The 20,401-nt window shown below is 60.0% G+C and carries 18 protein-coding genes and 1 other RNA gene; 8 read left to right on the forward strand and 11 right to left on the reverse strand.

All coding sequences use genetic code 11. From position 1 onward, the window contains the following. The first annotated feature begins 56 nt into the window (after nt 1-56). A complete protein-coding gene (locus tag DNK49_RS19815) occupies nt 57-1,331 on the forward strand; it encodes a glycosyltransferase (protein ID WP_243632456.1) in 1,275 nt (424 codons plus the stop codon). A gap of 5 nt (nt 1,332-1,336) precedes the next feature. Here the strand turns inward: DNK49_RS19815 and DNK49_RS19820 are convergent, their stop codons facing one another. The 8 genes from DNK49_RS19820 to dnaX all read right to left on the reverse strand — a co-directional run bounded on the left by DNK49_RS19820 (nt 1,337) and on the right by dnaX (nt 8,352). Beyond that, nucleotides 1,337-1,777: a ClpXP protease specificity-enhancing factor gene (locus DNK49_RS19820; protein WP_110528832.1), complete on the reverse strand. Its 441-nt coding sequence runs from the start codon at nt 1,775-1,777 to the stop codon at nt 1,337-1,339. A gap of 71 nt (nt 1,778-1,848) precedes the next feature. Next, complete coding sequence (locus DNK49_RS19825) at nt 1,849-2,445, reverse strand: glutathione S-transferase N-terminal domain-containing protein (RefSeq protein WP_110528835.1); 597 nt, start codon at nt 2,443-2,445, stop codon at nt 1,849-1,851. A gap of 105 nt (nt 2,446-2,550) precedes the next feature. Then, complete coding sequence (locus DNK49_RS19830; protein WP_110528838.1) at nt 2,551-3,306, reverse strand: cytochrome c1; 756 nt, start codon at nt 3,304-3,306, stop codon at nt 2,551-2,553. After that, complete coding sequence (locus DNK49_RS19835) at nt 3,303-4,571, reverse strand: cytochrome b (protein WP_110528841.1); 1,269 nt, start codon at nt 4,569-4,571, stop codon at nt 3,303-3,305. The genes DNK49_RS19830 and DNK49_RS19835 overlap by 4 nt, the downstream gene beginning before the upstream one ends. Nucleotides 4,572-4,574: 3 nt before the next feature. Next, entirely contained in the window at nt 4,575-5,168 is a 594-nt protein-coding gene (gene petA / locus DNK49_RS19840) for a ubiquinol-cytochrome c reductase iron-sulfur subunit (RefSeq protein WP_110528844.1), read from the reverse strand. A gap of 173 nt (nt 5,169-5,341) precedes the next feature. Next, nucleotides 5,342-5,935 carry a recombination mediator RecR gene (gene recR, locus DNK49_RS19845; protein ID WP_110528847.1) on the reverse strand — a complete coding sequence of 198 codons (594 nt, stop codon included), beginning with the start codon at nt 5,933-5,935 and terminating at the stop codon, nt 5,342-5,344. A gap of 73 nt (nt 5,936-6,008) precedes the next feature. Then, on the reverse strand, nt 6,009-6,332 hold the full coding sequence (locus DNK49_RS19850) for a YbaB/EbfC family nucleoid-associated protein (RefSeq protein WP_110528850.1): 324 nt from the start codon (nt 6,330-6,332) through the stop codon (nt 6,009-6,011). Nucleotides 6,333-6,372: 40 nt separating this feature from the next. Further along, the gene (gene dnaX / locus DNK49_RS19855; RefSeq protein WP_110528881.1) at nt 6,373-8,352 is read right to left on the reverse strand and encodes a DNA polymerase III subunit gamma/tau; all 1,980 of its coding nucleotides are present in this window, start codon (nt 8,350-8,352) and stop codon (nt 6,373-6,375) included. A gap of 308 nt (nt 8,353-8,660) precedes the next feature. Between dnaX and cfa the strand changes: the two genes are divergently transcribed. Further along, entirely contained in the window at nt 8,661-9,851 is a 1,191-nt protein-coding gene (gene cfa, locus DNK49_RS19860; RefSeq protein WP_110528852.1) for a cyclopropane fatty acyl phospholipid synthase, read from the forward strand. Nucleotides 9,852-10,027: 176 nt separating this feature from the next. Next, entirely contained in the window at nt 10,028-10,933 is a 906-nt protein-coding gene (locus tag DNK49_RS19865) for a ZIP family metal transporter (protein ID WP_110528855.1), read from the forward strand. A 164-nt stretch (nt 10,934-11,097) separates the two neighbouring features. Here the strand turns inward: DNK49_RS19865 and DNK49_RS19870 are convergent, their stop codons facing one another. Then, complete coding sequence (locus DNK49_RS19870; RefSeq protein ID WP_110528858.1) at nt 11,098-12,045, reverse strand: transporter; 948 nt, start codon at nt 12,043-12,045, stop codon at nt 11,098-11,100. 381 nt (nt 12,046-12,426) lie between these two features. On the opposite strand from DNK49_RS19870, the gene DNK49_RS19875 reads away from it, so the two are divergent. Genes DNK49_RS19875 through DNK49_RS19885 form a run of 3 tightly spaced genes read left to right on the forward strand, consistent with a single transcriptional unit; the run spans nt 12,427 to nt 15,954 of the window. Beyond that, nucleotides 12,427-14,076, forward strand: coding sequence for a flavin-containing monooxygenase (locus DNK49_RS19875; protein ID WP_110528860.1), 1,650 nt, complete (start codon nt 12,427-12,429; stop codon nt 14,074-14,076). A gap of 17 nt (nt 14,077-14,093) precedes the next feature. Then, nucleotides 14,094-14,861 (forward strand): SDR family NAD(P)-dependent oxidoreductase, encoded by a 768-nt coding sequence (locus DNK49_RS19880; RefSeq protein ID WP_110528863.1) that lies wholly within the window; start codon nt 14,094-14,096, stop codon nt 14,859-14,861. A 52-nt stretch (nt 14,862-14,913) separates the two neighbouring features. Next, the gene (locus DNK49_RS19885; RefSeq protein WP_110528866.1) at nt 14,914-15,954 is read left to right on the forward strand and encodes an alpha/beta fold hydrolase; all 1,041 of its coding nucleotides are present in this window, start codon (nt 14,914-14,916) and stop codon (nt 15,952-15,954) included. Between the two features lie 352 nt (nt 15,955-16,306). Here the strand turns inward: DNK49_RS19885 and DNK49_RS19890 are convergent, their stop codons facing one another. Both DNK49_RS19890 and ffs read right to left on the reverse strand, forming a co-directional pair. After that, entirely contained in the window at nt 16,307-17,194 is an 888-nt protein-coding gene (locus tag DNK49_RS19890; RefSeq protein ID WP_110528869.1) for a helix-turn-helix domain-containing protein, read from the reverse strand. A 419-nt stretch (nt 17,195-17,613) separates the two neighbouring features. Continuing rightward, an RNA gene (gene ffs, locus DNK49_RS19895) (signal recognition particle sRNA small type) lies at nt 17,614-17,712 on the reverse strand. Between the two features lie 206 nt (nt 17,713-17,918). On the opposite strand from ffs, the gene DNK49_RS19900 reads away from it, so the two are divergent. Together DNK49_RS19900 and DNK49_RS19905 are read left to right on the forward strand one after the other, a co-directional pair. Continuing rightward, nucleotides 17,919-18,740 carry a nitroreductase family protein gene (locus DNK49_RS19900; RefSeq protein ID WP_110528872.1) on the forward strand — a complete coding sequence of 274 codons (822 nt, stop codon included), beginning with the start codon at nt 17,919-17,921 and terminating at the stop codon, nt 18,738-18,740. Nucleotides 18,741-18,818: 78 nt separating this feature from the next. Beyond that, nucleotides 18,819-20,228 carry a TonB-dependent receptor gene (locus DNK49_RS19905; protein ID WP_110528875.1) on the forward strand — a complete coding sequence of 470 codons (1,410 nt, stop codon included), beginning with the start codon at nt 18,819-18,821 and terminating at the stop codon, nt 20,226-20,228. Nucleotides 20,229-20,401: the final 173 nt, after the last annotated feature.

The raw sequence follows: 20,401 nt of genomic DNA on the forward strand, positions 1-20,401 counted from the left end.
TAAGACTTCCGATACCCGACTCGCCCGCTTTATAGCGTAAACGCTGCAGCGGCGACATGATGGACATCAAGCCCCCCGTACCGCTGCAACACGCGCGTCATGCCGGAGGCCTACATTGGCTGAACCTGAAGTCCGGTCCTGCCATGAATATCCTGATGATCTCCGATGTATTCTTTCCCCGCATCAACGGGGTCAGCACATCGATCGACACCTTCCGCAACTCCCTACATAACCTTGGCGTGAACAGCACGCTGATCGCCCCTGATTATCCCAACCGCACATCACCGGACAGCGAAACCCTGCTGCGCGTGCCATCACGACAGGTCCCCCTCGACCCGGAAGACAGGATGATGCGGCGCAGCGCAATCCGCAGCCTGGATGCAACCCTGACCCAGCGACGTTTCGACCTGGTTCATATTCACACCCCGTTCGTCGCCCACTATGCGGGCATCGAACTGGCCAGGAAGCTCGGCGTGCCCTGCGTGGCGACCTATCACACCTTCTTCGAAGAGTATTTGTTCCACTACATCCCCTTCCTGCCCAAGGACTGGCTCAAGGGACTGGCCCGGCGCTTCTCACGCGGCCAGTGCAACCAGTTGGACGCAGTGATCGTTCCCTCACGCGCGATGGCAAGCACACTGGCGGACTACGGCGTGCAGCGGCCCGTACATATTCTGCCCACCGGCCTCTCGGAGCAGCAATTTCATGGCGGCGATGGGTGCCACTTCCGCCAACGCTACCAGATCTCGAAAGAGCGCAAACTACTGCTGTTCGTTGGGCGCGTCGCGCATGAAAAGAATATTGGCTTTCTCATCGAAATGATGAGCATGCTGCGCCAGCGCGAACCTCAGGCGCTGCTGCTGATCACCGGCGAGGGGCCCGCACTCGACGGGTTGAAGCTCCAGGTACAGCAGGCTGCACTGGACGAGCATGTACGCTTCCTGGGCTACCTGGACCGGGACAGCGAACTGCACGACTGCTACCGTGCAGCCGACCTCTTCGTGTTTGCGTCCCGAACCGAAACCCAGGGGCTGGTGCTGCTGGAGGCAATGGCCCTGGGCACGCCTGTGGTCGCACTCGCCGCAATGGGAACACGTGACATCCTCGAGTCCCAGCAAGGGTGCCGCATTGCACCGGACGATCCTGCGCTGTTCGCTACCGTGGTCGGTCAACTGCTACAGGACCAGGCCACCTTGCAAGCACTGGGGCGCGAGGCGCGACGATATGCCAGAACGTGGCGGACAGAGACGCTCAGTGGACGACTGGTGGAACTTTACGGATCCTGGATCAGCAATCACCAGGCGGCCCGAGGACGCCTGCATCCCGCCTGACAGCCTTACTTGACGACCTTGAGGTGACTTCCTTTCGCCGGCGGCTCTGGCTCGTGGCCTTCTGCCGCCGCTGACCGGGGGGGCTCCTCAACCAGAGCCCCATCGTCATCCCGCACATCCTCCGGCGCGGCTCCATCCTCTAGATCAGGCTCGAAAGCCATACCGTGGCCGTTCTCACGTGCGTAGATCGCCACCACGTTGCCCATCGGAATCGACAAGTGATGCGCTACGCCATTGAAGCGTGCCTGGAAACTCACCAACTCGTTATCCATCGACAGCTGATGAGTCGCATCGGGCGCGACATTCAGTACGATCCGACCATCTCGCGCATAGCCGGGCGGAACCCGGGTATTGGCATCGACCCGTGCAGCAATGAAAGGCGTGAAACCCTGGTCCATGCACCACTCGTAGATGGCCCGGACCAGGTAAGGCTTGGTGGAGACCATGTCTACCTCTTCACCTGTGGATCAACCGGCGGCGAGTCAGACCCGCACGCCGGCCCATGACAACGGCCAGATCAGCGACGCATGACCTTCTCTGACGGGGTCAGCGCATCGATGAAGCCCTGACGACTGAAGATGCGCTCGGCGTACTTCATCATCGGCGCAGCTGCCTTGGGCAGCTCGATGCCGTAGTGCTCCAGACGCCAAAGCAGCGGTGCAATCGCCACATCCAGCATCGAGAACTCATCACCCAACATGAACTTCTGCTTGGTGAAGATCGGCGCCAACTGGGTCAGATGATCACGCACATGCGTACGAGTCTTGTCCACACCCTTCTGGTTCGCCTCCAGCGCCTCGATGTGCGAGAACAGTTCGTGCTCGAAGGTATGCAGCAACTGCCGTGCACGCGCACGCATGATCGGGTCAGGCGGCATCAACTGGGGATGCGGGAAACGTTCGTCGATGTATTCATTGATGATGTTCGACTCGTACAGCACCAGATCGCGATCAACCAGAACCGGTACTCGGTTGTATGGGTTGATGACCGCGATATCTTCGGGCTTGTTGTAGAGGTCGACATCGATCACCTCGAAATCCATGCCCTTCTCGAAGAGCACGATCCGGCAGCGGTGACTGAAGGGATCGGTCGTGCCGGAATACAGATTCATCATGATGTTGCGACTCCGGATACAAAAACAAAAGCGCACCACGCATATCACTGCGCGGTGCGTCTGACGGAAACAGGTGTCAGGCCTTTCGGCCCATCACTGCTCCAATCAATGAATATCCTTCCAGTAGTTCTTTTTCAGAGCATAGGACAGGACAAACAGGCCAGCCAGGAAGATCAGCACCACAACACCGATCGACTTGCGTTTTTCGGCTACAGGCTCACCCATCCAGACCAGGAAGGAGACCAGATCGGCCATCGCCTTGTCGTACTCGGCAGGCGACAGCTTGCCAGGCTTGACCAGCTCCAGTGTCGTTGTGGTCGTGCCATCGGCGTTCTGGGTGACCTTGGCCACCTGTTCGCCCTGCAGCTCCCACAACACGTGCGGCATGCCGACGTTGGAGAAGATCACGTTGTTCCAGCCGGTCGGACGCTCGGTGTCACGGTAGAACTGACGCAGATAGGTATAGAGCCAGTCTGCGCCCGAACCATCGCCCGATGCGCGCGCACGCGCAACCAGGGTCAGATCAGGCGGCGCCTTGCCAAACCACACCTTGCTCTCGTCCGGGCGCATTGCGATCTTCATCAGATCGCCTGTCTTCTCGCCCGCGAACAACAGGTTGTCACGAATCAACTGCTCCGACAGCCCGATGTTCTCCAGCTGGTTGTAGCGCACGAACGAGGCGCTGTGGCAGTTCAGACAGTAATTGACGAACAGCTTCGCACCATGCTGCAGGGCAGCTGGGTCAGTGCTGACCGGTGCCTTGTCCAGATGCACGGAAGCACCGGCTGCAAACGCCACCGCCGGAGCGAACAGCAGCACCGCTGCCGCACGCTTAATGAAGTTGATGACTCGAATGCTCATTTGAAATTCACCCTTTCCGGTTCGGGCTTGCACTTGTCGATCTTGCTGTACCACGGCATCGCCAGGAAGAACGCGAAATACAGCACCGAGCAGATCTGCGACACCAGGGTGCGACCCGGGGTCGGGGGCAACACACCGAGGTAGCCAAGGATGAAGAAGCAGATCACGAACACGACGACCGCAAACTTGAAGATCGGCCCCTTGTAACGGATCGACTTCACCGGACTGCGGTCCAGCCAGGGCAGGAAGGCGATGATCACCACCGACGCCCCCATGGCCACCACACCCCAGAACTTCGCATCCAGGCCAAAGAGCGGATAGGTCACCGCGCGCAGGATGGAGTAGAACGGCGTGAAGTACCAGACAGGCGCAATGTGCGGCGGCGTGGTCAGCGGATCTGCGGGCAGGAAGTTGTTGAACTCCAGGAAGTAGCCACCTGCCTCAGGCGCAAAGAACACCACTGCGCTGAAGAAGAACAGGAAAGCCACGACACCGACAATATCCTTCACCGTGTAGTAGGGATGGAAGGGAATGCCGTCCAGCGGAATGCCGTTGGCGTCCTTCTTCTTCTTGATCTCGACGCCGTCCGGATTGTTCGAACCGACTTCATGCAGCGCAATGATGTGCGCGGCAACAAGGCCGATCAGAACCAGCGGCACAGCGATGACGTGGAAGGAGAAGAAGCGGTTCAGCGTCGCGTCGGACACCACGTAGTCACCGCGGATGACCAGCGACAGATCCGGCCCGATGATCGGAATGGCGGAGAACAGGTTCACGATGACCTGAGCACCCCAGAACGACATCTGCCCCCACGGCAGCAGATAGCCCATGAAGGCTTCAGCCATCAGCACCAGGAAGATCAGCGTACCGAAGATCCAGATCAACTCACGCGGCTTGCGGTAGGAACCGTAGAGCAGGCCACGGAACATGTGCAGATACACCACGACAAAGAAGGCCGACGCCCCGGTCGAATGCAGGTAGCGGATCAGCCACCCACCCGGCACTTCGCGCATGATGTACTCGACACTCGCAAAGGCCACCGGCACACCTGCTGCGTTCAGCGAGGCATCCGGCTTGTAGTGCATGACCAGGAAGATACCGGTCAGAATCTGGATCACCAGCACCAGCAGCGCCAACGAACCGAAGAAGTACCAGAAGTTGAAGTTCTTCGGCGCGTAGTACTCGGTCAGATGACCCTTGATGGACGACGTCAGCGGAAAACGCTCGTCGACCCAGTTCAGCAAGGCTTGGGTTTTGGTCGTCATGACTTAGGCCTTTCCGTCTTCACCGACGAGGATGGTGGTATCCGCGAGGTACTGGTGCGGCGGGATCTCGAGGTTGTCCGGTGCCGGCATGCTCTTGTAAACACGACCGGCGAGATCGAACATCGAACCGTGACAGGGACACAGGAAGCCGCCCGGCCAATCGGCGCTCATGCCACCCTCGGCACCCGGCTTGAACTTTTCGGACGGAGAGCACCCCAGGTGGGTACAGATACCGACCGCCACGAGAAACTCGGGCTTGATCGAGCGATGCTTGTTCTTGGCGTAAGCCGGCTGCATCGGCTTGTCCGACGACGGATCGCTGACCTTGTCTTCCGCCTTGTCGAGCGAAGCCAGCATGTCTTCGGTACGGCGCAGGATCCATACCGGCTTGCCGCGCCACTCGACCGTCATCATCTCGCCCGGCGCGAGCTTGCCCACGTCTACTTCGACCGGCGCCCCGGCAGCCTTGGCACGCTCGGACGGCGTCAGGCTGGCAACGAACGGCACTGCCGTCGCCACGGCGGCAACCCCGCCTGCGGCAGACGTCGCCAGCAACAATGTGCGGCGGCCGCTGTCCATCTTTTGATCAACGCTCATGACCCTCTTCCCAAAATGGAAAACGAAAGACCTGGATACAAAAACCACAGGATTATAGCGGACTCGCTGCAGCAGAGAAAGCTGATGATGCCAAAACCTTGAGCCGACAAGGCTTTGCCCGGGAAGCATGCAAGCCAGGACACGGCGCAATCTTGCGCCGCAGCATGAAACATCTAAAGCGAGCGACGCTCCACCAGCGCCTGCGCGATAGTACCGATATCCGTGTGCTCAAGCTCACCACCCACCGGAACCCCCCGTGACAGTCGGCTGACCGCAATACCACGAGCAGCAAGCAATGTCGCCAGCGTATGGGCGGTCGCTTCGCCTTCATTGGTGAAATTGGTGGCGAGGATCACCTCGCGAACGCTGCCATCGGTCGCCCGCGCCAGCAGCTTGTCAAGCTTGAGCTCACGCGGCCCTACGCCATCGAGCGGCGACACCCGCCCCATCAGCACGTAGTAAAGACCGTTGTAGCTCTGCGTCTGTTCGATCATGGCCAGATCGGCCGGCATCTCGACCACACACAGCAAGCCGGCGTCGCGCCGCGGATTGACGCAACGCGGACAGATGGCGTCTTCGGAGAACGTATTGCAGCGCTCGCAATGACGCAACACCTCGAGCGCGCGACGCATCGCCACCGCCAGCCGGGCAGCACCGCGCTGATCGCGCTGCAGCAGGTGATACGCCATGCGCTGAGCAGACTTGGGCCCAACCCCTGGCAGGCAGCGCAATGCTTCGATCAGTTCATCAAGGCTGGAGGGAGACATGTTTCAGACGCGCTCCGCCCCGCCTTCCGGCACTGACGGCAACTGCAGCCCCGCGGATACAGAGCACTTCATCTCAGAACGGCAGCTTGAAGCCCGGCGGCAGGTTCAGACCCGAGGTAAAGCCTGCCATCTTTTCCTGCGTGGTCGACTCGACCTTGCGAACCGCATCATTGACGGCGGCAGCCACCAGATCCTCGAGCATTTCCTTGTCGTCCATCACCGACTCGTCGATCGACACCCGGCGCACGTCGTACTTGCAGGTCATCACGACCTTGACCATGCCAGCACCAGACTGACCGTCGACCTCGACGCTGGCGAGCTGGTCCTGCATCTTCTTCATGTTTTCCTGCATTTGCTGGGCCTGCTTCATCAGGCCGGCAATACCGCCTTTCATCATGATGACAACTCCAATAGAACAATGAACAAGAACGAAGAATTCAAAGCGGTCGGACCGAAGCCTCAACCAGGGTGGCATCGAAACGTTCGATCAACTCGCGTACAAAAGGATCGCACTCCAGCGCAGCCACAGCCTCGGCATGGCGCGCCCGGCGCTCGACCTCGTCACGCTGCGCCGGCGTCTCGCCGGCGATGGCTCCAGTTGCAATACGCACACGGATCGGACGAGCCAGTCCGGCCGAAAGCATGTCCTGGACCCGGTCAACCGCAGCCCGATTCATCTCCAGCAGATGACGATGCGTTTCCGACAGCCGCAGATCAAGCTGGTCATCGGCAAACCCAAGCCACTCGCAATGCTGGGCGAACTCACGAACAAGGCCACCCAGCCCCAGCGCACGAATCACCCCCCTCCAGTCGGCCCGGTCGAATGCCTGACGGAGCGCAGGCGTATCGGGCCCCGACCCGGCCACCTCGGCAGACGCGCCGGTTGCAGGCGGAGTCAAGGTCCGCAGCGCGCCGCCGTCACGCGGCCCGAGTGGCTGACGCGACGCTTCGGCGGGTTTTGGCTGCCGTGGGAGTTGCGAAGGCTCTTCGACAACCTCGTCCGGTGCGCCCACCTGCCCTGTGTAGGAGTCATCCTGCAGCAGTGCCTCAGGCGGAAGATCCTCCCAAGGCGCGACGTCGCGCGACGGGCCCGGCATCGGCGAGGCAGACGCCGCCACGGGTGAGGCCACCTCAGAGGCGACCCGAGCGCTATCCGATGCTGCAGGCACCGCCGCCTTCCCCGCCGCGGCGGAAGAAAGACCGACCGAAGCTCGGCTCGACGCCTCACCTGAGACCGCAGCCCGACCGGACGCGCTGGCCGATGGAGGAAGCTTGCGAGCCATCGTCGTGCCACCCTGCGGTGCTGCCCCCCCTGACGAGCCCAAGGCCGGCGGCTGTTCCGGACGGAAGGCATGCAGACGCAGCAAGGTCATCGCAAAGCCGGTGTACTCATCCGGCGCCAGCGCCAGTTCGTCACGGCCATGAATGACAATCTGATAAGCCAGCTGCAGGAACTCGGCGTCGAATTGGGCTGCATGCGCCAGCAAACGCTGACGCTCGACCTCGTCAGCAACGGCCGTCGGCGCAAACTGCACCAGCGCCACCCGCCCAAGCAAGGACGCCAAAGCCTGCAGGGCGGCATCGAAGGACAGACTTCGCGCCTCCATCGCATCGGCCACCGCCAGCATCGCGTCCATCTGACCTGCCGCCAGCGCATCCAGCACCGCATGCAGATGATCGTCACCCACTGTACCCAGCATGTGAGTGACCTGCTCCTCCAGTACCTTGCCCGCACCATGGGCAATCGCCTGATCGAGCAGGGACAAAGCATCACGCATGGAGCCGCTGGCCCCTTTGGCAATATGCCGCAGCGCCCCAGCCTCGAACGGCACCGCCTCAGCTTCGAGGATGCGCGACAGGTGATCGACGATATGCCCGGGCGGCATCTGCTTCAGGTTGAACTGAAGGCAGCGCGACAGCACGGTGACCGGAATCTTTTGCGGATCGGTGGTCGCCAGGATGAACTTGACGTGCTCGGGCGGCTCTTCCAGCGTCTTCAGCATTGCATTGAAGGCATGCCCGGTCAGCATATGCACTTCATCGATCATGTAGACCTTGTAGCGCCCCTGTACCGGCGCATACACCGCCTTGTCCAGCAAGGCCGCCATGTCATCCACCCCACGGTTGGAAGCGGCGTCCATCTCGACATAGTCGGCGAAGCGGTCGGCATCGATCGCCTTGCAGGCGTCGCACACACCGCAGGGTTCGGCAGTAATGCCGGTTTCGCAATTGAGCGCCTTGGCCAGGATGCGGGAGATTGTCGTCTTGCCAACCCCCCGCGTCCCGGTAAACAGCCAGGCATGGTGCAGCCTGCCCGTTTCCAGCGCGTGAGACAGCGCGCGGACCACGTGCTCCTGCCCCACCAGCGTGCCGAATGATCTGGGCCGCCATTTGCGTGCGAGAACCTGATAGCTCATGGCCGGCATTCTAGCAGAGCCCCCGCACCAAGCCGGAGACCATCGAGGCCCTCAATCAAAAAAACCAATACGGGAGTTTGGCTCTATCAATTGGCGCTATCAAAGCCGATTTCCTATGCTGGATTCAACACCCACCTCCATCTTCGGGGAGCATGAATCATGTCGAACCTTGCACAGGACTCGGTCTTCGAACTGCTTTGCGAATTTTGCGCAGCATTCACCTACAACTTCTGATTATGTGCGGGACCGCCAATCACGGCCGCACCCCAGAACCACGGAGACACTCACCCACTGACCAGGAGCGCCGCATGCCCCCGCCCCAGCACCGATCGAAATCGCTGCCGTCCCCGCCCTCAGTTCGCGAGCGGACCGATACACGCGACCCGGCACTCGCAGCGATTGCGGCCCTGCTGGCCGAAGCCGACATCGAGATCGGAGGCGGTCGCCCATGGGACATGACCGTCCATCACCCCCAGACTGCTGATCGCATCCTGGCACGGGGCAGTCTGGGCTTGGGTGAGAGCTATATGGAGGGCTGGTGGGACTGCCCCCGGGTGGACGAATTCATCGCCCGCGTGCTGATCGCCCGCCTGGACGAAAAGGTCGGCGGCACGGCCCTGCTGGTACAGGGCCTGCGTGCCCGCCTGTTCAACCTGCAGAACCTGCGCCGCACCTGGCAGGTTGGCGAACTGCACTACGACCTTGGCAACGACTTCTTCGAAGCCATGCTGGACGGTCATATGGCCTATACCTGTGGCTACTGGAAAGAGGCTGACACCCTGGAGGACGCCCAGGCCGCCAAGCTCGATCTCATCTGCCGCAAGCTTGGTCTGGCGCCAGGCATGCGCCTGCTCGACATCGGTTGCGGCTGGGGCAGCCTGATGAAATACGCGGCCGAACATTACGGCGTCAGCTGCGTAGGGCTGACCATCTCGCGCGAACAGGCGGAGTACGGTCAACAACGCTGCGCCGGCCTGCCGATCAGCTTCCGGCTGCAGGATTATCGCCCGTTCAACCGTGGCGGCAGCGAACGCTTCGACCGGATTGCCTCGATCGGCATGTTCGAGCACGTCGGCCAGAAGAATCATCCCGCCTTTTTCGAAGTTGCCGCGCGCAGCCTCGAGAGCGATGGATTGTTCCTGCTGCACACCATTGGCAAGAACGTGCGTCGCACCCCCACCGACCCGTGGATCGACCGCTACATCTTTCCCAACGGCGACCTTCCCTCGCTCAGCCAGATTGCCGATGCCAGCGAGGACCACTTTGTGATCGAGGATGTGCATAACTTCGGCGCCGACTACGATCGCACCTTGATGGCCTGGCACGAGCGCTTCGAGACCGCCTGGCCCCGTTTCGAGTCACGCTATGGAGAGCGCTTCCATCGCATGTGGCGCTACTACCTGCTGGCCTGCGCAGGCACCTTTCGAGCACGCAGCAATCAGCTCTGGCAGATCGTGCTGTCACCACGTGGCGTACCTGGTGGTTACCTGCGCCCGTGACACAGGCCACCGAAAAGCGATCAGCGCAACAACGCTCGCGCCGGGCATGTCTCCGCTACACAGAAAACTATCAATTTATTAGATTCATTTAATTAGAACTATTCCACAACCCACGCCATACTGACTTCAGGTCATTCGCATCATGCGCGAAACGACATTGTCACAGGAGTCGAGTCATGGTTGCCAAAGTCGCCCAATTGCATTTCCTACCAGCGAGCCCGGTCGGTGCCCTACGCGCCCTCAGCGGTTGGCTGATCGTGCTGACGGGTCTGGCCCTGCTCATCGCACAACTTGCTGGCAAGCTGGAAGGGTTCGATCAGGCGATGGATGGCGCCATCGCCGGCGGCGCCATGGCCGCAGCGGCAACCGCACTAGGCGCCTTGCCACTGCTGGTGATGCGCCGGATCAGTGCGGGCGCTCAAGGGATGCTGCTCGGTTTCGGGGCCGGCGTGATGCTGGCTGCCAGCGTGTTCTCGCTGTTGTTGCCAGCCTTCGCTGCGGCGCAGGAACAGGGCATGGGTGACACGGGTGCGGCGATGCTGGTCGCAGTCGGCCTCGCCGTCGGTGCCGCCCTGCTACTTGGCATGGACCGCGCCTTGCCCCACAACCATTCGCCGGATGGCTCACGCAGCAGCACTGCCGTCTGGCTGTTCGTATTCGCGATTGCGGTACACAACATTCCGGAAGGGCTCGCGATCGGCGTCGCCGCAGGCATGAACGGTACGGGCGCTGGTAATGGTGACGCAGTTGCGACCGGCATCTCGCTGCAGAATGTGCCGGAAGGCCTGATTGTGGCGATCGCGCTGGTCACGGCCGGATACAGCCGCCTGTTTGCCTTCGCGGTAGCCGCCGTCACTGGCCTGATGGAGCCGATCGCAGCCATTGCAGGCTCGATGATGGTATCGGTCTCAGCCGCGATATTGCCCTGGGGGCTGGCAGGTGCAGCGGGTGCCATGCTGTTCGTGGTCAGCCACGAGATCATTCCGGAATCCCATCGCCGCGGTCACGAAACCCTGGCCACCGGCGGCCTGATGGTCGGCTTCATTACGATGATGATGATGGACACGGTGCTTGGCGGGTGAGCACGTGGCCACAACGGAGCGTTTCCGACCAGCCTCCTCACATCGGGAACGATTACACACCACACGCTCGGCTTCAGGAATCGCGCTACCGTCGGGACTTCGATAGCGCTCTTCACTGAAGCGGGCAAAACCAGGCGCCGAACCCCAGTTCAACCAGGAAGCCCTCAGAAGACGTAAAGCAAGCGCAGGTTCATACGAACATCCTCACGCACACCGTTTTCGACTGATAGATCCTTGCCCAGCGTACCAAGGATCTGCCAGCCTGAAGTCAAAAAATGTGACGCACCAACAGAAACACGGCTGCGACGCTGTCTATCGTTCTGACGCACCCCATCGAGTTCGGTCTCGCCACCATTTAACTGGGAAATGCTGACGCTGAAGGCCGTCGCTGCAGAGAGGTGATATCGCAGGTGCGCCTGAGAGTCCCAACTATGGCGCTGGCTCAATATCTGGCCTGACGGGCCGAAGTCACGGTTATCGCCATAAAATTGCACGTCACCCACGAGGTCCAGAGTAACGGACTCCCCTAGTGGCAACACCCCCGCGACCTGAAGCGCAAACTTCCACCGATTCTCGCCAAAGGGATTCAACGTACGGCTTCGGTCGTACTGGCCAGTAGGTAACCACAGCCAAGGGGTTATCCCAAGCACTCGCCGCTGATCGTCCTTATAGAGAAAAACCGTGCTCGCCAGTATCAGATCACCCATACCGTTACGTACGCTGGCTCCGTCGAGATCGCCTGCCGTCTGAACAGCCCCGAAGGGTAGAAGGACTTGGGGTGCAACCGTGACCCCTCCAACATCCAAATACTTGACCACCCGCAGGATCCCTACTTGGGCCCGCGCGCGCGCATCGTCAGAAACTTTGCGTCCTCCAGCATATAGAGAATCTCCACTCGAATACTGATAGTAGAGCAATCCCAGCTGAGTGCCTGCAGGCACGTAATCATAGTCTCCTGCATCGACACTCACTGCTAACACGAGCGGTGACATGAAAAGTAGCAAGAACCCAGCAATGATGCGTCCAGAACGTTTCTTGGCGCCATGACAGACCCGAGCGGCGAGACGGGGATAGGAACTGACTGCAGATACCTGTACGGCTATTTTTTTCACGAGAAATGTCTCCTTTGGTGGGGGCGCACATCCGATCTGCTCTACCGAAAGGCTCGGCGGTGACTCAGCGAGGAATGGCGCCAACTAATCGTTCCAATTCAGCCTCCCCATCCAGAAGTGTTTTCTCTTGCCATTAGTCCACTCCGGGGCTCGGCCGCATGGAAATCTAGTTGATGCCCTCCATAGGCCAAAGGAAATATCGGAGGCTTCCACCGTTCATTCAAGAAAACGCCAAGAATGGACAAGATGCAATGTGCGCCCCACCCATACATTCCCTCACAACACGGAACCTGTCGCTTCTACTCAAGCGTCAGTCCGTGCCATCGAGCAAGCCCCGAAACCACGGGCAACGCTACCGTTCGACAATGTGAAGGAGACAATATGAACATCGCCCACAGCCAAGGCCCAGCAGTTCAGAATCAAACCCCCTCAAAACATTTTGATGCCGTCGTAATTGGGGCGGGTGTGGCTGGTCTTTACCAACTGCACCGCCTGAGGGAATTGGGAATGAACGTCCGCGCCTTTGAGACCGCCTCCGGAGTAGGCGGCACCTGGTATTGGAATCGCTACCCCGGGGCACGTTTCGATTCACAGGCAGAGATCTACCAGTACTGGTTCTCCGAGGAGCTATACAAATCCTGGCAGCCTTCGGAACGCTTCCCTGCCCAGCCAGAAACAGAACGCTGGCTGAACTACGTTGCCGACAAGCTCGATCTGAAGAAGGATATCCAGTTCAATACCCGGATCGCCTCGGCGCACTATGACGAACAAGACGACGTGTGGCGTATCACCACCGCCGATGGAGAACGCGTGACGGCGCAGTTTCTGATCGCCTGCTGCGGCATGCTGTCAGCACCGATTGTCGAGCGCTTCCCCGGCCAAGCTTCCTTCAAAGGCGAGCTTTACATTACTGGCTTGTGGCCGAAGGAACCGGTAGACCTGAAAGGTAAGCGGGTAGCTGTTGTGGGCACCGGAGCCACCGGCATTCAGGTGATCCAGACCATCGCTCCCGACGTCGGCTCCATGAAGATCTTCGTGCGTACGCCCCAGTATGTCATTCCCATGCGAAATCCCAAGTACACCAGGGAGGATTGGGCGAAATGGGGATCACGTTTCCACGAGTTGAAGAAGCGCGTCCGCACGACCTTTGCTGGTTTTGATTATGACTTCGACGCCGGTCCGTGGCACGAGCAGACTCCTGAACAGCGCGCAGAGGTTCTTGAACGCCTGTGGAACGATGGCTCTCTGGCTCTGTGGCTGGCGTCCTTCCCAGAAATGTTCGTCGATGAGGAGGTCAGCGAGGAAGTGTCGAAGTTCGTTCGAGCCAAGATGCGCGAACGCCTGCAGAACCGGGAAGACCTTTGCGATCTGCTGATCCCCCAGGAATACGGCTTTGGTACCCACCGCGTTCCGTTGGAGAACAAATACCTTGAGGTGTATCTGCAGCCCAATGTGGAGGCAGTGGACTGTCAAAGAGCCCCCATTGAGCGCGTCGTACCGGAAGGCATCCAGACCGCCGACGGCAAGGTGCACGAGGTTGACGTGATCATCCTCGCCCTCGGTTTTGACGCCGGCTCCGGTGCGCTGACCCGAATCGACTTCCGCGGGCGTAATGGACGCTCCCTCAAGGAACAGTGGAGCAAGGAGATCCGAACCTCCATGGGTCTGCAGGTACACGGGTATCCCAATCTATTCACCACCGGAGCCCCCCTCGCTCCATCCGCGGCCCTTTGCAACATGACCACCTGCCTTCAGCAGCAGGTGGACTGGATCACCGACTGCATCGCCTATGCCCGCGAGAACGGCAAGAAGGTGGTGGAGGCGACGAAAGAGTTCGAGGACGACTGGGTACGGCACCACGATGAGACCGCCGCCAAGACGCTGGTGGTCAAGACGGATTCCTGGTACATGGGCTCGAATGTGGACGGCAAGCCGCGCCGTCTGATCTCGTACATCGGCGGCGTAGGCAACTACAACAGCCAATGCGACGAATTGGCCAGCAAGGGCTACCCTGGCTTTGCGATGCGCTGAGCGGAAAGGAGAACATCATGGATCGACTTTCCGGCAGGACAGCCGTCGTTACCGGCGGTAGCAGTGGACTCGGACTCGCCATATCCCGGCGTATGGCCGAGGAGGGGGCGTCAGTCGTCATCTTTGACCGCGATCCTCAAGGGCAGGCTGTGGTGGACGCCATGTGCTCGTCCGGAGGCAAGGCACTCTTCGTGCAAGGCGACGTGACCGATGAACAACGGGTCTGCGAGGCGATGCGGATCGCAGCCACCCATTTCGGACGTATCGACGTACTGGTCAATAACGCTGGAATCGAAGGGGAGAACATACCTACAGACCTCCTGACCCTGGAAGAATGGAACCGGGTGATGGCGGTGGATGTGACAGCCGTCTTCCTATGCACGAAACATGTGATTCCCCATCTGCGCCAAGTAGGCGGTGGTTCCGTCATCAACATATCGTCGATCTACGGCATCGTCGGTGGTGGGGACATTCCGCCCTACCACGCGGCAAAAGGCGCGGTGCGGACAATGACCAAGAACGATGCCTTGCTTTACGCAAAGGAGCGCATCCGCTTCAACTCAATTCACCCGGGCTTCGTGTTCACCCCCTTGGTTGACCGTTACGTTCAGGATAACGGGCTTGCACGTGACGCTGCCAAAGCGCATCTGGACGCCCTGCACCCGTTGGGCGGCACCGGCACCCCTGACGACATTGCCTGGGGCGCCGTGTATCTGGCGTCGGATGAAGCGCGCTGGGTAACGGGTGCCGAACTCGTGATTGACGGCGGCTACACGGCCCGCTGACCCCCATGGCCAGCCGTCCATGCGGCTGGCCGTTCCCGGAGGAGATATAAAAATGACCCCTTACTACACTCAACAGATACACGGTCCATTCAAGACGATCAGCATCGGTCAGCTGGATCTCGAAGAAGGTGGTGTGCTTGAAGACTGCACCCTGGCGGTTGCCACTCACGGCCAACTCAATGCGGCGAAAGACAACGCCATTCTCGTGCCAACCTGGTACTCCGGCACCAGCAAGATCATGGAACAAGTCTACATCGGCCAGGGGCGAGCCCTTGATCCGAGTCGCTACTTCATCATCGTGGTGAACCAAATCGGTAACGGGTTGTCCACCTCGCCCAGCAATGCACCAAGCCGGATTGCGGGCCCGCGCTTTCCCCGCGTGCGTATCGGCGATGACGTACGCGCTCAACATCGTTTGCTTACAGCGCATTTCGGTATCCAGCGGCTCGCCTTGGTAGTTGGAGGGTCGATGGGGGCCCAACAGACCTACGAATGGGCCGTGCGCTACCCTGACATGGTCGAGCGAGCGGCTCCCATCGCTGGCACCGCGTGCAACACCGAGCACGACTTCGCTTTTACCGACACTCTCGTAGAGGCCATCACCACGGACCCCGGCTTTCGTGATGGCACCTACGCCGATTCAGCCGAGGTGGCAGCCGGTCTGCGTCGGCACGCGAAACTGTGGACCGTAATGGGCTGGAGCACGGAGTTCTTCCGCGGAGGCCGTCACCGGGTACTGGGTTTTGAGGATATGGACGCCTTTATCGACCAGTTCATGACCGGCTACTTCAGCCCTATGGATCCGAATAACCTGCTATCTATGGCCTGGAAGTGGCAACGGGGTGACGTGAGCCGCCATACGGGAGGTGACTTGGCTCAAGCGCTGGGACGCATCACGGCGAAGACCTTCGTGATGCCAATCAGCCACGACATGTTCTTCCCTCCCAATGATTGCTTGGCTGAACAACAGCTCATTCCAAACAGCGAATTCCGGCCGATCACCAGCATTGACGGACATCTCGCCCTATTCGGAACCGATGCCAACGCAGTGACTGAGATCGACATCAACCTTCGGGCACTGCTCGCCACATAAATCACTTCAGGAAGATGACGATATCTCCCCCCAACCTGGCAAGGACGGCCTTTAGCTAAACTTTCCGGGACTTCCTAAGGCGCATCAGTAGCAGCTGATGCGCCATTTTTTTGCCTCGCACATGGCCAAGATAACCACCGTTCTCCACGAGCGCCCCAGACGGGCTGAGACCTCACTCAATCCAACATAGCGGTCTTCAAAACACTTCATTCATATTGAATTGAATTCAATTGATTTAGCCACTTGAATGGATTATTTCTTTCGTGAAGCTGGAGATCTTCGCGGTGCCCACGGGGTAAAAAACTCACTTCCCGCCTCCGACGTAGCGCAAAGTAACAGACATGACCACCGGTCAACAGCCCCCGTCCCTCTTAATTCGCGCGGGCGTGGTTCCCATGCGCCGTTGCATCATCCGCGTCAAGTGAGCCTGATCGGCAAAGCCGCATATGGCCGCGACCTCCTTTATAGCCTGAGCCCCTGTTGACAATAGTCGGACAGCTCTCTCAAGACGACACCTTGTGACATAGTCATAGGGAGATACTCCCGTGGTAGCCCGGAAATGTCGCGAAAACGTCCACACTCCGAGACCAGCAATATCAGCCATCTGCTCGATGGTGATATTTTCGTGAAGATTAACGTCCAGAAACTCAAGGAGGCGACGCATGCGGCTTGGTGAAAGAGGCCCTACCGGAGCATCGTCACGGAAATTGATCAGAGCGTACTTGCGGAAAAGGTGCACGGCCAACTGGATCGCCAGAGACTCGGCACATAGACTACCGCCAAGCTCCCTGTGTTGCGCCTCATTGGTAATCGCATCAACAATACCAATGACCACCGGATCTTGAGCCTGCAGGACATCGTTGAGTCGCACCTCCGAAACGGGGCGATCGGTGATGTCTGTTGCCACCCGGGCCATTAGCCCTTCGGAAAGGTAAATGTGGGAAACGTTTATGCACTCAGTCCAGTGCCAATGCGACTGCTCAGACCGGGTAAGAAGAGAAAAATCTCCCGGGGCACAACGTCTGCGCGTCCACCGCCCTTCGACTCGACGGTCCATGGGTGTCTGGCCGCTACGGTAGCGCACCACCATGTAGTGGTCCATCGCAGGAATTGGTACATCTAGCCCGGTATAAAGATAGGCCCTGTGCCCAACGTCTTTCCAGCCAAGCCCGTCGCTGGCGGAAACAATTTGCCCCGGCACCCAGGTAGGAAGATCTCGCGGTGCAATCAGCGTGGGCATCTAACACCTCATCTGAAACAGAACATGCGTTGAACAATCCGTGCCAAATCGACGGACATTAAGGATACAAGAAAATCCTCATCCAACCATAAGCCAGTCTGATTGATTCTTGTGCACATGCCCCTGCCCCAGCAGGGCTCTTGCAATGGGCAGTAAGTACCCCCCGAGCGGCACCACTCTCTCAAGCTTGACGAGTCGGTCAATCAACCATTTCGCGGTGCTCTTCAGCGCCTACCACCCTCGCTGATATGCCGCACAAGTCCATGCCTCACACCCAATTTGTGCCTGTAGCGATGTACGTGCCCTGCCACACCACGTCCCATTTGCGGCGGAACACTCAGCGGTAAAGAGTGCCTTACTGTACGCACACAAACAAAAACGGCGCCCTTCCATGGGAAGAGGCGCCGTCTGGCATTCGGGGTGGCGAGCCCAACCCCCGGCACTTGCAGGGAACGGCTGTGGCTGCTGCCTTCCGGCCCTGACCAGGTTCACCGCGCTGCAATGCGGGGAGACCCGCCACGGCGCGCACTATAACAGCCTTCGTCCCGCACGTCAGCCCAACATTGATGCAATCCGCACAATCCCGTCCGATGACCACCGGACAGATATGTCAGCGCGTCCCCACAGTCAGAAAGACCCGTGAAAGCACAGCGCACGTATACTTGGCGCCCTTGGTGACGCGCATCCCTAACCCTGAGCGCGGTAAAGAAAAGGAGACTCCCACATGACCACCCCCCAGGCCCTGATCGACGCCCGCTATGGCAGTGAGGTCATGCAGGCACCGCAAAGCTGGAGCCCGGTGATCGAAAGCCTGCTTGGCCACGCCTCGGTACGCAGCTACCTGCCAACGCCGGTCAGCGACGATCAGCTTGCAGCCATCATCGCAGCCGCCCAGTCGGCCGCCAATTCGTCCAACCTCCAGGTCTGGAGCGTGGTTGCGGTGCGTGACGCCGGCAGGCGTGCAGCACTGGCCGAATGCGCCGGCGGTCAGGCGCATGTTCGTGAAGCACCTCTGCAACTGGTATGGCTGGCCGATCTGGCCCGCCTCGAACGCGTCGCACAAAGCGTCGATCGCCCCAGCATTGCGCTGGACTACACCGAGCTGTTCCTGACCGGCGTCATTGATGCAGCGCTCGCTGCGCAAAATGCGGTTGCCGCCGCCGAATCACTTGGCCTTGGCACGGTGTATATCGGCGGCATGCGCAACCAGCCCGAGGCGGTGGCCGAGCTGCTGAACCTGCCGCCCAAGGTCGTGGCGGTATTCGGCATGTGCGTGGGCACCCCGGACCCAGCCAAACCGGCTGCCGTGAAGCCCCGTCCGGCACAGTCGGTCGTGCTGCACCACGAAGGCTATTCGCTCGAAACCCAGGATGCCGGCATTGAAGCCTACAACCAGGCGATGGCCGCGTTCTACACCGAGCAGAACATGAACGTACATGGCACCTGGGCGGTGCACTCTGCCAAACGGGTTGCCGGCCCCGAGTCCATGTCCGGGCGTGACCGTCTGGTGGCCGCCCTGCACGCACGCGGATTCTCTCTCAAGTAATCCGGGTACCACCCCGCGGCCATGGGCCGTGGGCATTTCGTTCCCGTCGCCCCACCGGCAACAGTTCACGGAGCCCCCATGCGCAAGCGCGACAACACCCTCAGCACCGACCAGAAGGCCCTTGCCATCAACCTGGACAAATTCAAGTATGGCTCGATCGTGGAGATCGGCGCCGGACAGGAGGTCGCCCGCCGCTTCTTTCACGTTGGCGCTGCGGCCGGCACCATTGCCAAGACCATGTCGGCTTACGACATGGCGGTCAGCGATGACATTTACGGCCACGTGGACCGCTACGTCAGCCGCGCCCGCCTGATGCAGATGCTGGACAAGGAGTTCACCCAGGTTGTGGACCGCCTGACCCATGTACGGGCAAAGAACACCACTTTCTTCGCCTACGCCGCCACTGTCACCGCACGCAGCTTCAAACAGAAAAACGAATGCCACGGCTGGATCGGCATCCGTCTGCAACTGCACCCGGGCGCCGCGCCGAGCGACGTCATCCTGCATGTACGCATGCTCGACAACGACAACGCACAACAATCCGAAGCACTGGGCATTCTTGGCGTCAACCTGATTCACGGCGCCTTCTTCCACCACGACCAGCCGGAATGGGTGGTCGAGGGGCTTGCCGATGGCCTCAGCTCCGAACGTATCGAGGTCGACCTGATCCACTTCTCCGGCCCCTACTTCGAAGAGGTCGAGAACCGTCTGATGAACCTGCACCTGATCCGCAGTTGGCTGACCCGCGCAGTGGTGTTCAATCCCGCAGGCGAGGTCGTGGTACCCGGTGAGCTGTTCTACCGCAAGCCGGTACAGGTCATCCGCGGCAGCTTCAAGCCGATCACCTGCGTCAACGTCGACATGATGCGCGGCGGGCAGAAGCAGTTCAGCCAGATTTCGGCGGTTGACGAGAACGAGATCCTGTCACTGGCCGAAATCACCATGAACTCGCTACTCAATGGCGACGAGATCGACGGTCGCGACTTCCTTGCCCGCCTGGACCTGCTCGCCTCGCAAGGCTACACCGTGATGATCTCGGACTATGTCCGCTTCTTCCGCCTGCGAGCTTACTTGCGACGCTACACCCAGAAACCGATCAGCATCGTGTTGAGCGTGCGCGAACTGCAGGCGCTGTTCGACGAGAAGTATTACGACGGTCTGGAGGGCGGCATTCTCGAAGCCTTTGGCAAGCTGTTCCCGGACAATACCCATGTGTACGTCTATCCCTCGCGTCGCCATGGTGAAGCCGAGATCACCACACTGGCCAACATCCCGGTACCGCCCCACCTGCGTCATCTGCTTGCCTACCTGATCGAGAACGGCAAACTGGTTGCCATCGAACCTCAGGACGAAAGCCACCTCGAGATCGAAGCGGCCGAAACCCTCGCCAGCCTGCGCCGCGGGCGCGGCGATTGGGAAAAAGACGTTCCCGAAACCGTGGCCCAGCGCATCATCGACGGACGACTGCTCGGCTTCGACTCCGAATAGGTCAACGCCACCAAGGAAGTCAAGAACAACCCATATACTCGCGATCCGCCGTAGATACTGTTATTCAGGTCAAGCGTTATGAAGCTGCGGATTGAATGGTTTGCCGGACTTGAGCACCCCGAAGGCCACATGGATGAGCTTTCGCATCATGGCGCCGATCATGACCATGGGCG

The organism is Parazoarcus communis SWub3 = DSM 12120 (assembly GCF_003226565.1).
In the GTDB taxonomy this organism is placed as follows: Bacteria; Pseudomonadota; Gammaproteobacteria; order Burkholderiales; family Rhodocyclaceae; genus Parazoarcus; species Parazoarcus communis.

Coding starts and splice junctions, on each gene's coding strand:
- DNK49_RS19815 (WP_243632456.1), top strand. CDS start 57: ATGATGGACATCAAGCCCCCCGTACCGCTGCAACACGCGCGTCATGCC.
- DNK49_RS19820 (WP_110528832.1), bottom strand. CDS start 1,777: ATGGTCTCCACCAAGCCTTACCTGGTCCGGGCCATCTACGAGTGGTGC.
- DNK49_RS19825 (WP_110528835.1), bottom strand. CDS start 2,445: ATGATGAATCTGTATTCCGGCACGACCGATCCCTTCAGTCACCGCTGC.
- DNK49_RS19830 (WP_110528838.1), bottom strand. CDS start 3,306: ATGAGCATTCGAGTCATCAACTTCATTAAGCGTGCGGCAGCGGTGCTG.
- DNK49_RS19835 (WP_110528841.1), bottom strand. CDS start 4,571: ATGACGACCAAAACCCAAGCCTTGCTGAACTGGGTCGACGAGCGTTTT.
- petA (WP_110528844.1), bottom strand. CDS start 5,168: ATGAGCGTTGATCAAAAGATGGACAGCGGCCGCCGCACATTGTTGCTG.
- recR (WP_110528847.1), bottom strand. CDS start 5,935: ATGTCTCCCTCCAGCCTTGATGAACTGATCGAAGCATTGCGCTGCCTG.
- DNK49_RS19850 (WP_110528850.1), bottom strand. CDS start 6,332: ATGATGAAAGGCGGTATTGCCGGCCTGATGAAGCAGGCCCAGCAAATG.
- dnaX (WP_110528881.1), bottom strand. CDS start 8,352: ATGAGCTATCAGGTTCTCGCACGCAAATGGCGGCCCAGATCATTCGGC.
- cfa (WP_110528852.1), top strand. CDS start 8,661: ATGCCCCCGCCCCAGCACCGATCGAAATCGCTGCCGTCCCCGCCCTCA.
- DNK49_RS19865 (WP_110528855.1), top strand. CDS start 10,028: ATGGTTGCCAAAGTCGCCCAATTGCATTTCCTACCAGCGAGCCCGGTC.
- DNK49_RS19875 (WP_110528860.1), top strand. CDS start 12,427: ATGAACATCGCCCACAGCCAAGGCCCAGCAGTTCAGAATCAAACCCCC.
- DNK49_RS19880 (WP_110528863.1), top strand. CDS start 14,094: ATGGATCGACTTTCCGGCAGGACAGCCGTCGTTACCGGCGGTAGCAGT.
- DNK49_RS19885 (WP_110528866.1), top strand. CDS start 14,914: ATGACCCCTTACTACACTCAACAGATACACGGTCCATTCAAGACGATC.
- DNK49_RS19890 (WP_110528869.1), bottom strand. CDS start 17,194: ATGCCCACGCTGATTGCACCGCGAGATCTTCCTACCTGGGTGCCGGGG.
- DNK49_RS19900 (WP_110528872.1), top strand. CDS start 17,919: ATGACCACCCCCCAGGCCCTGATCGACGCCCGCTATGGCAGTGAGGTC.
- DNK49_RS19905 (WP_110528875.1), top strand. CDS start 18,819: ATGCGCAAGCGCGACAACACCCTCAGCACCGACCAGAAGGCCCTTGCC.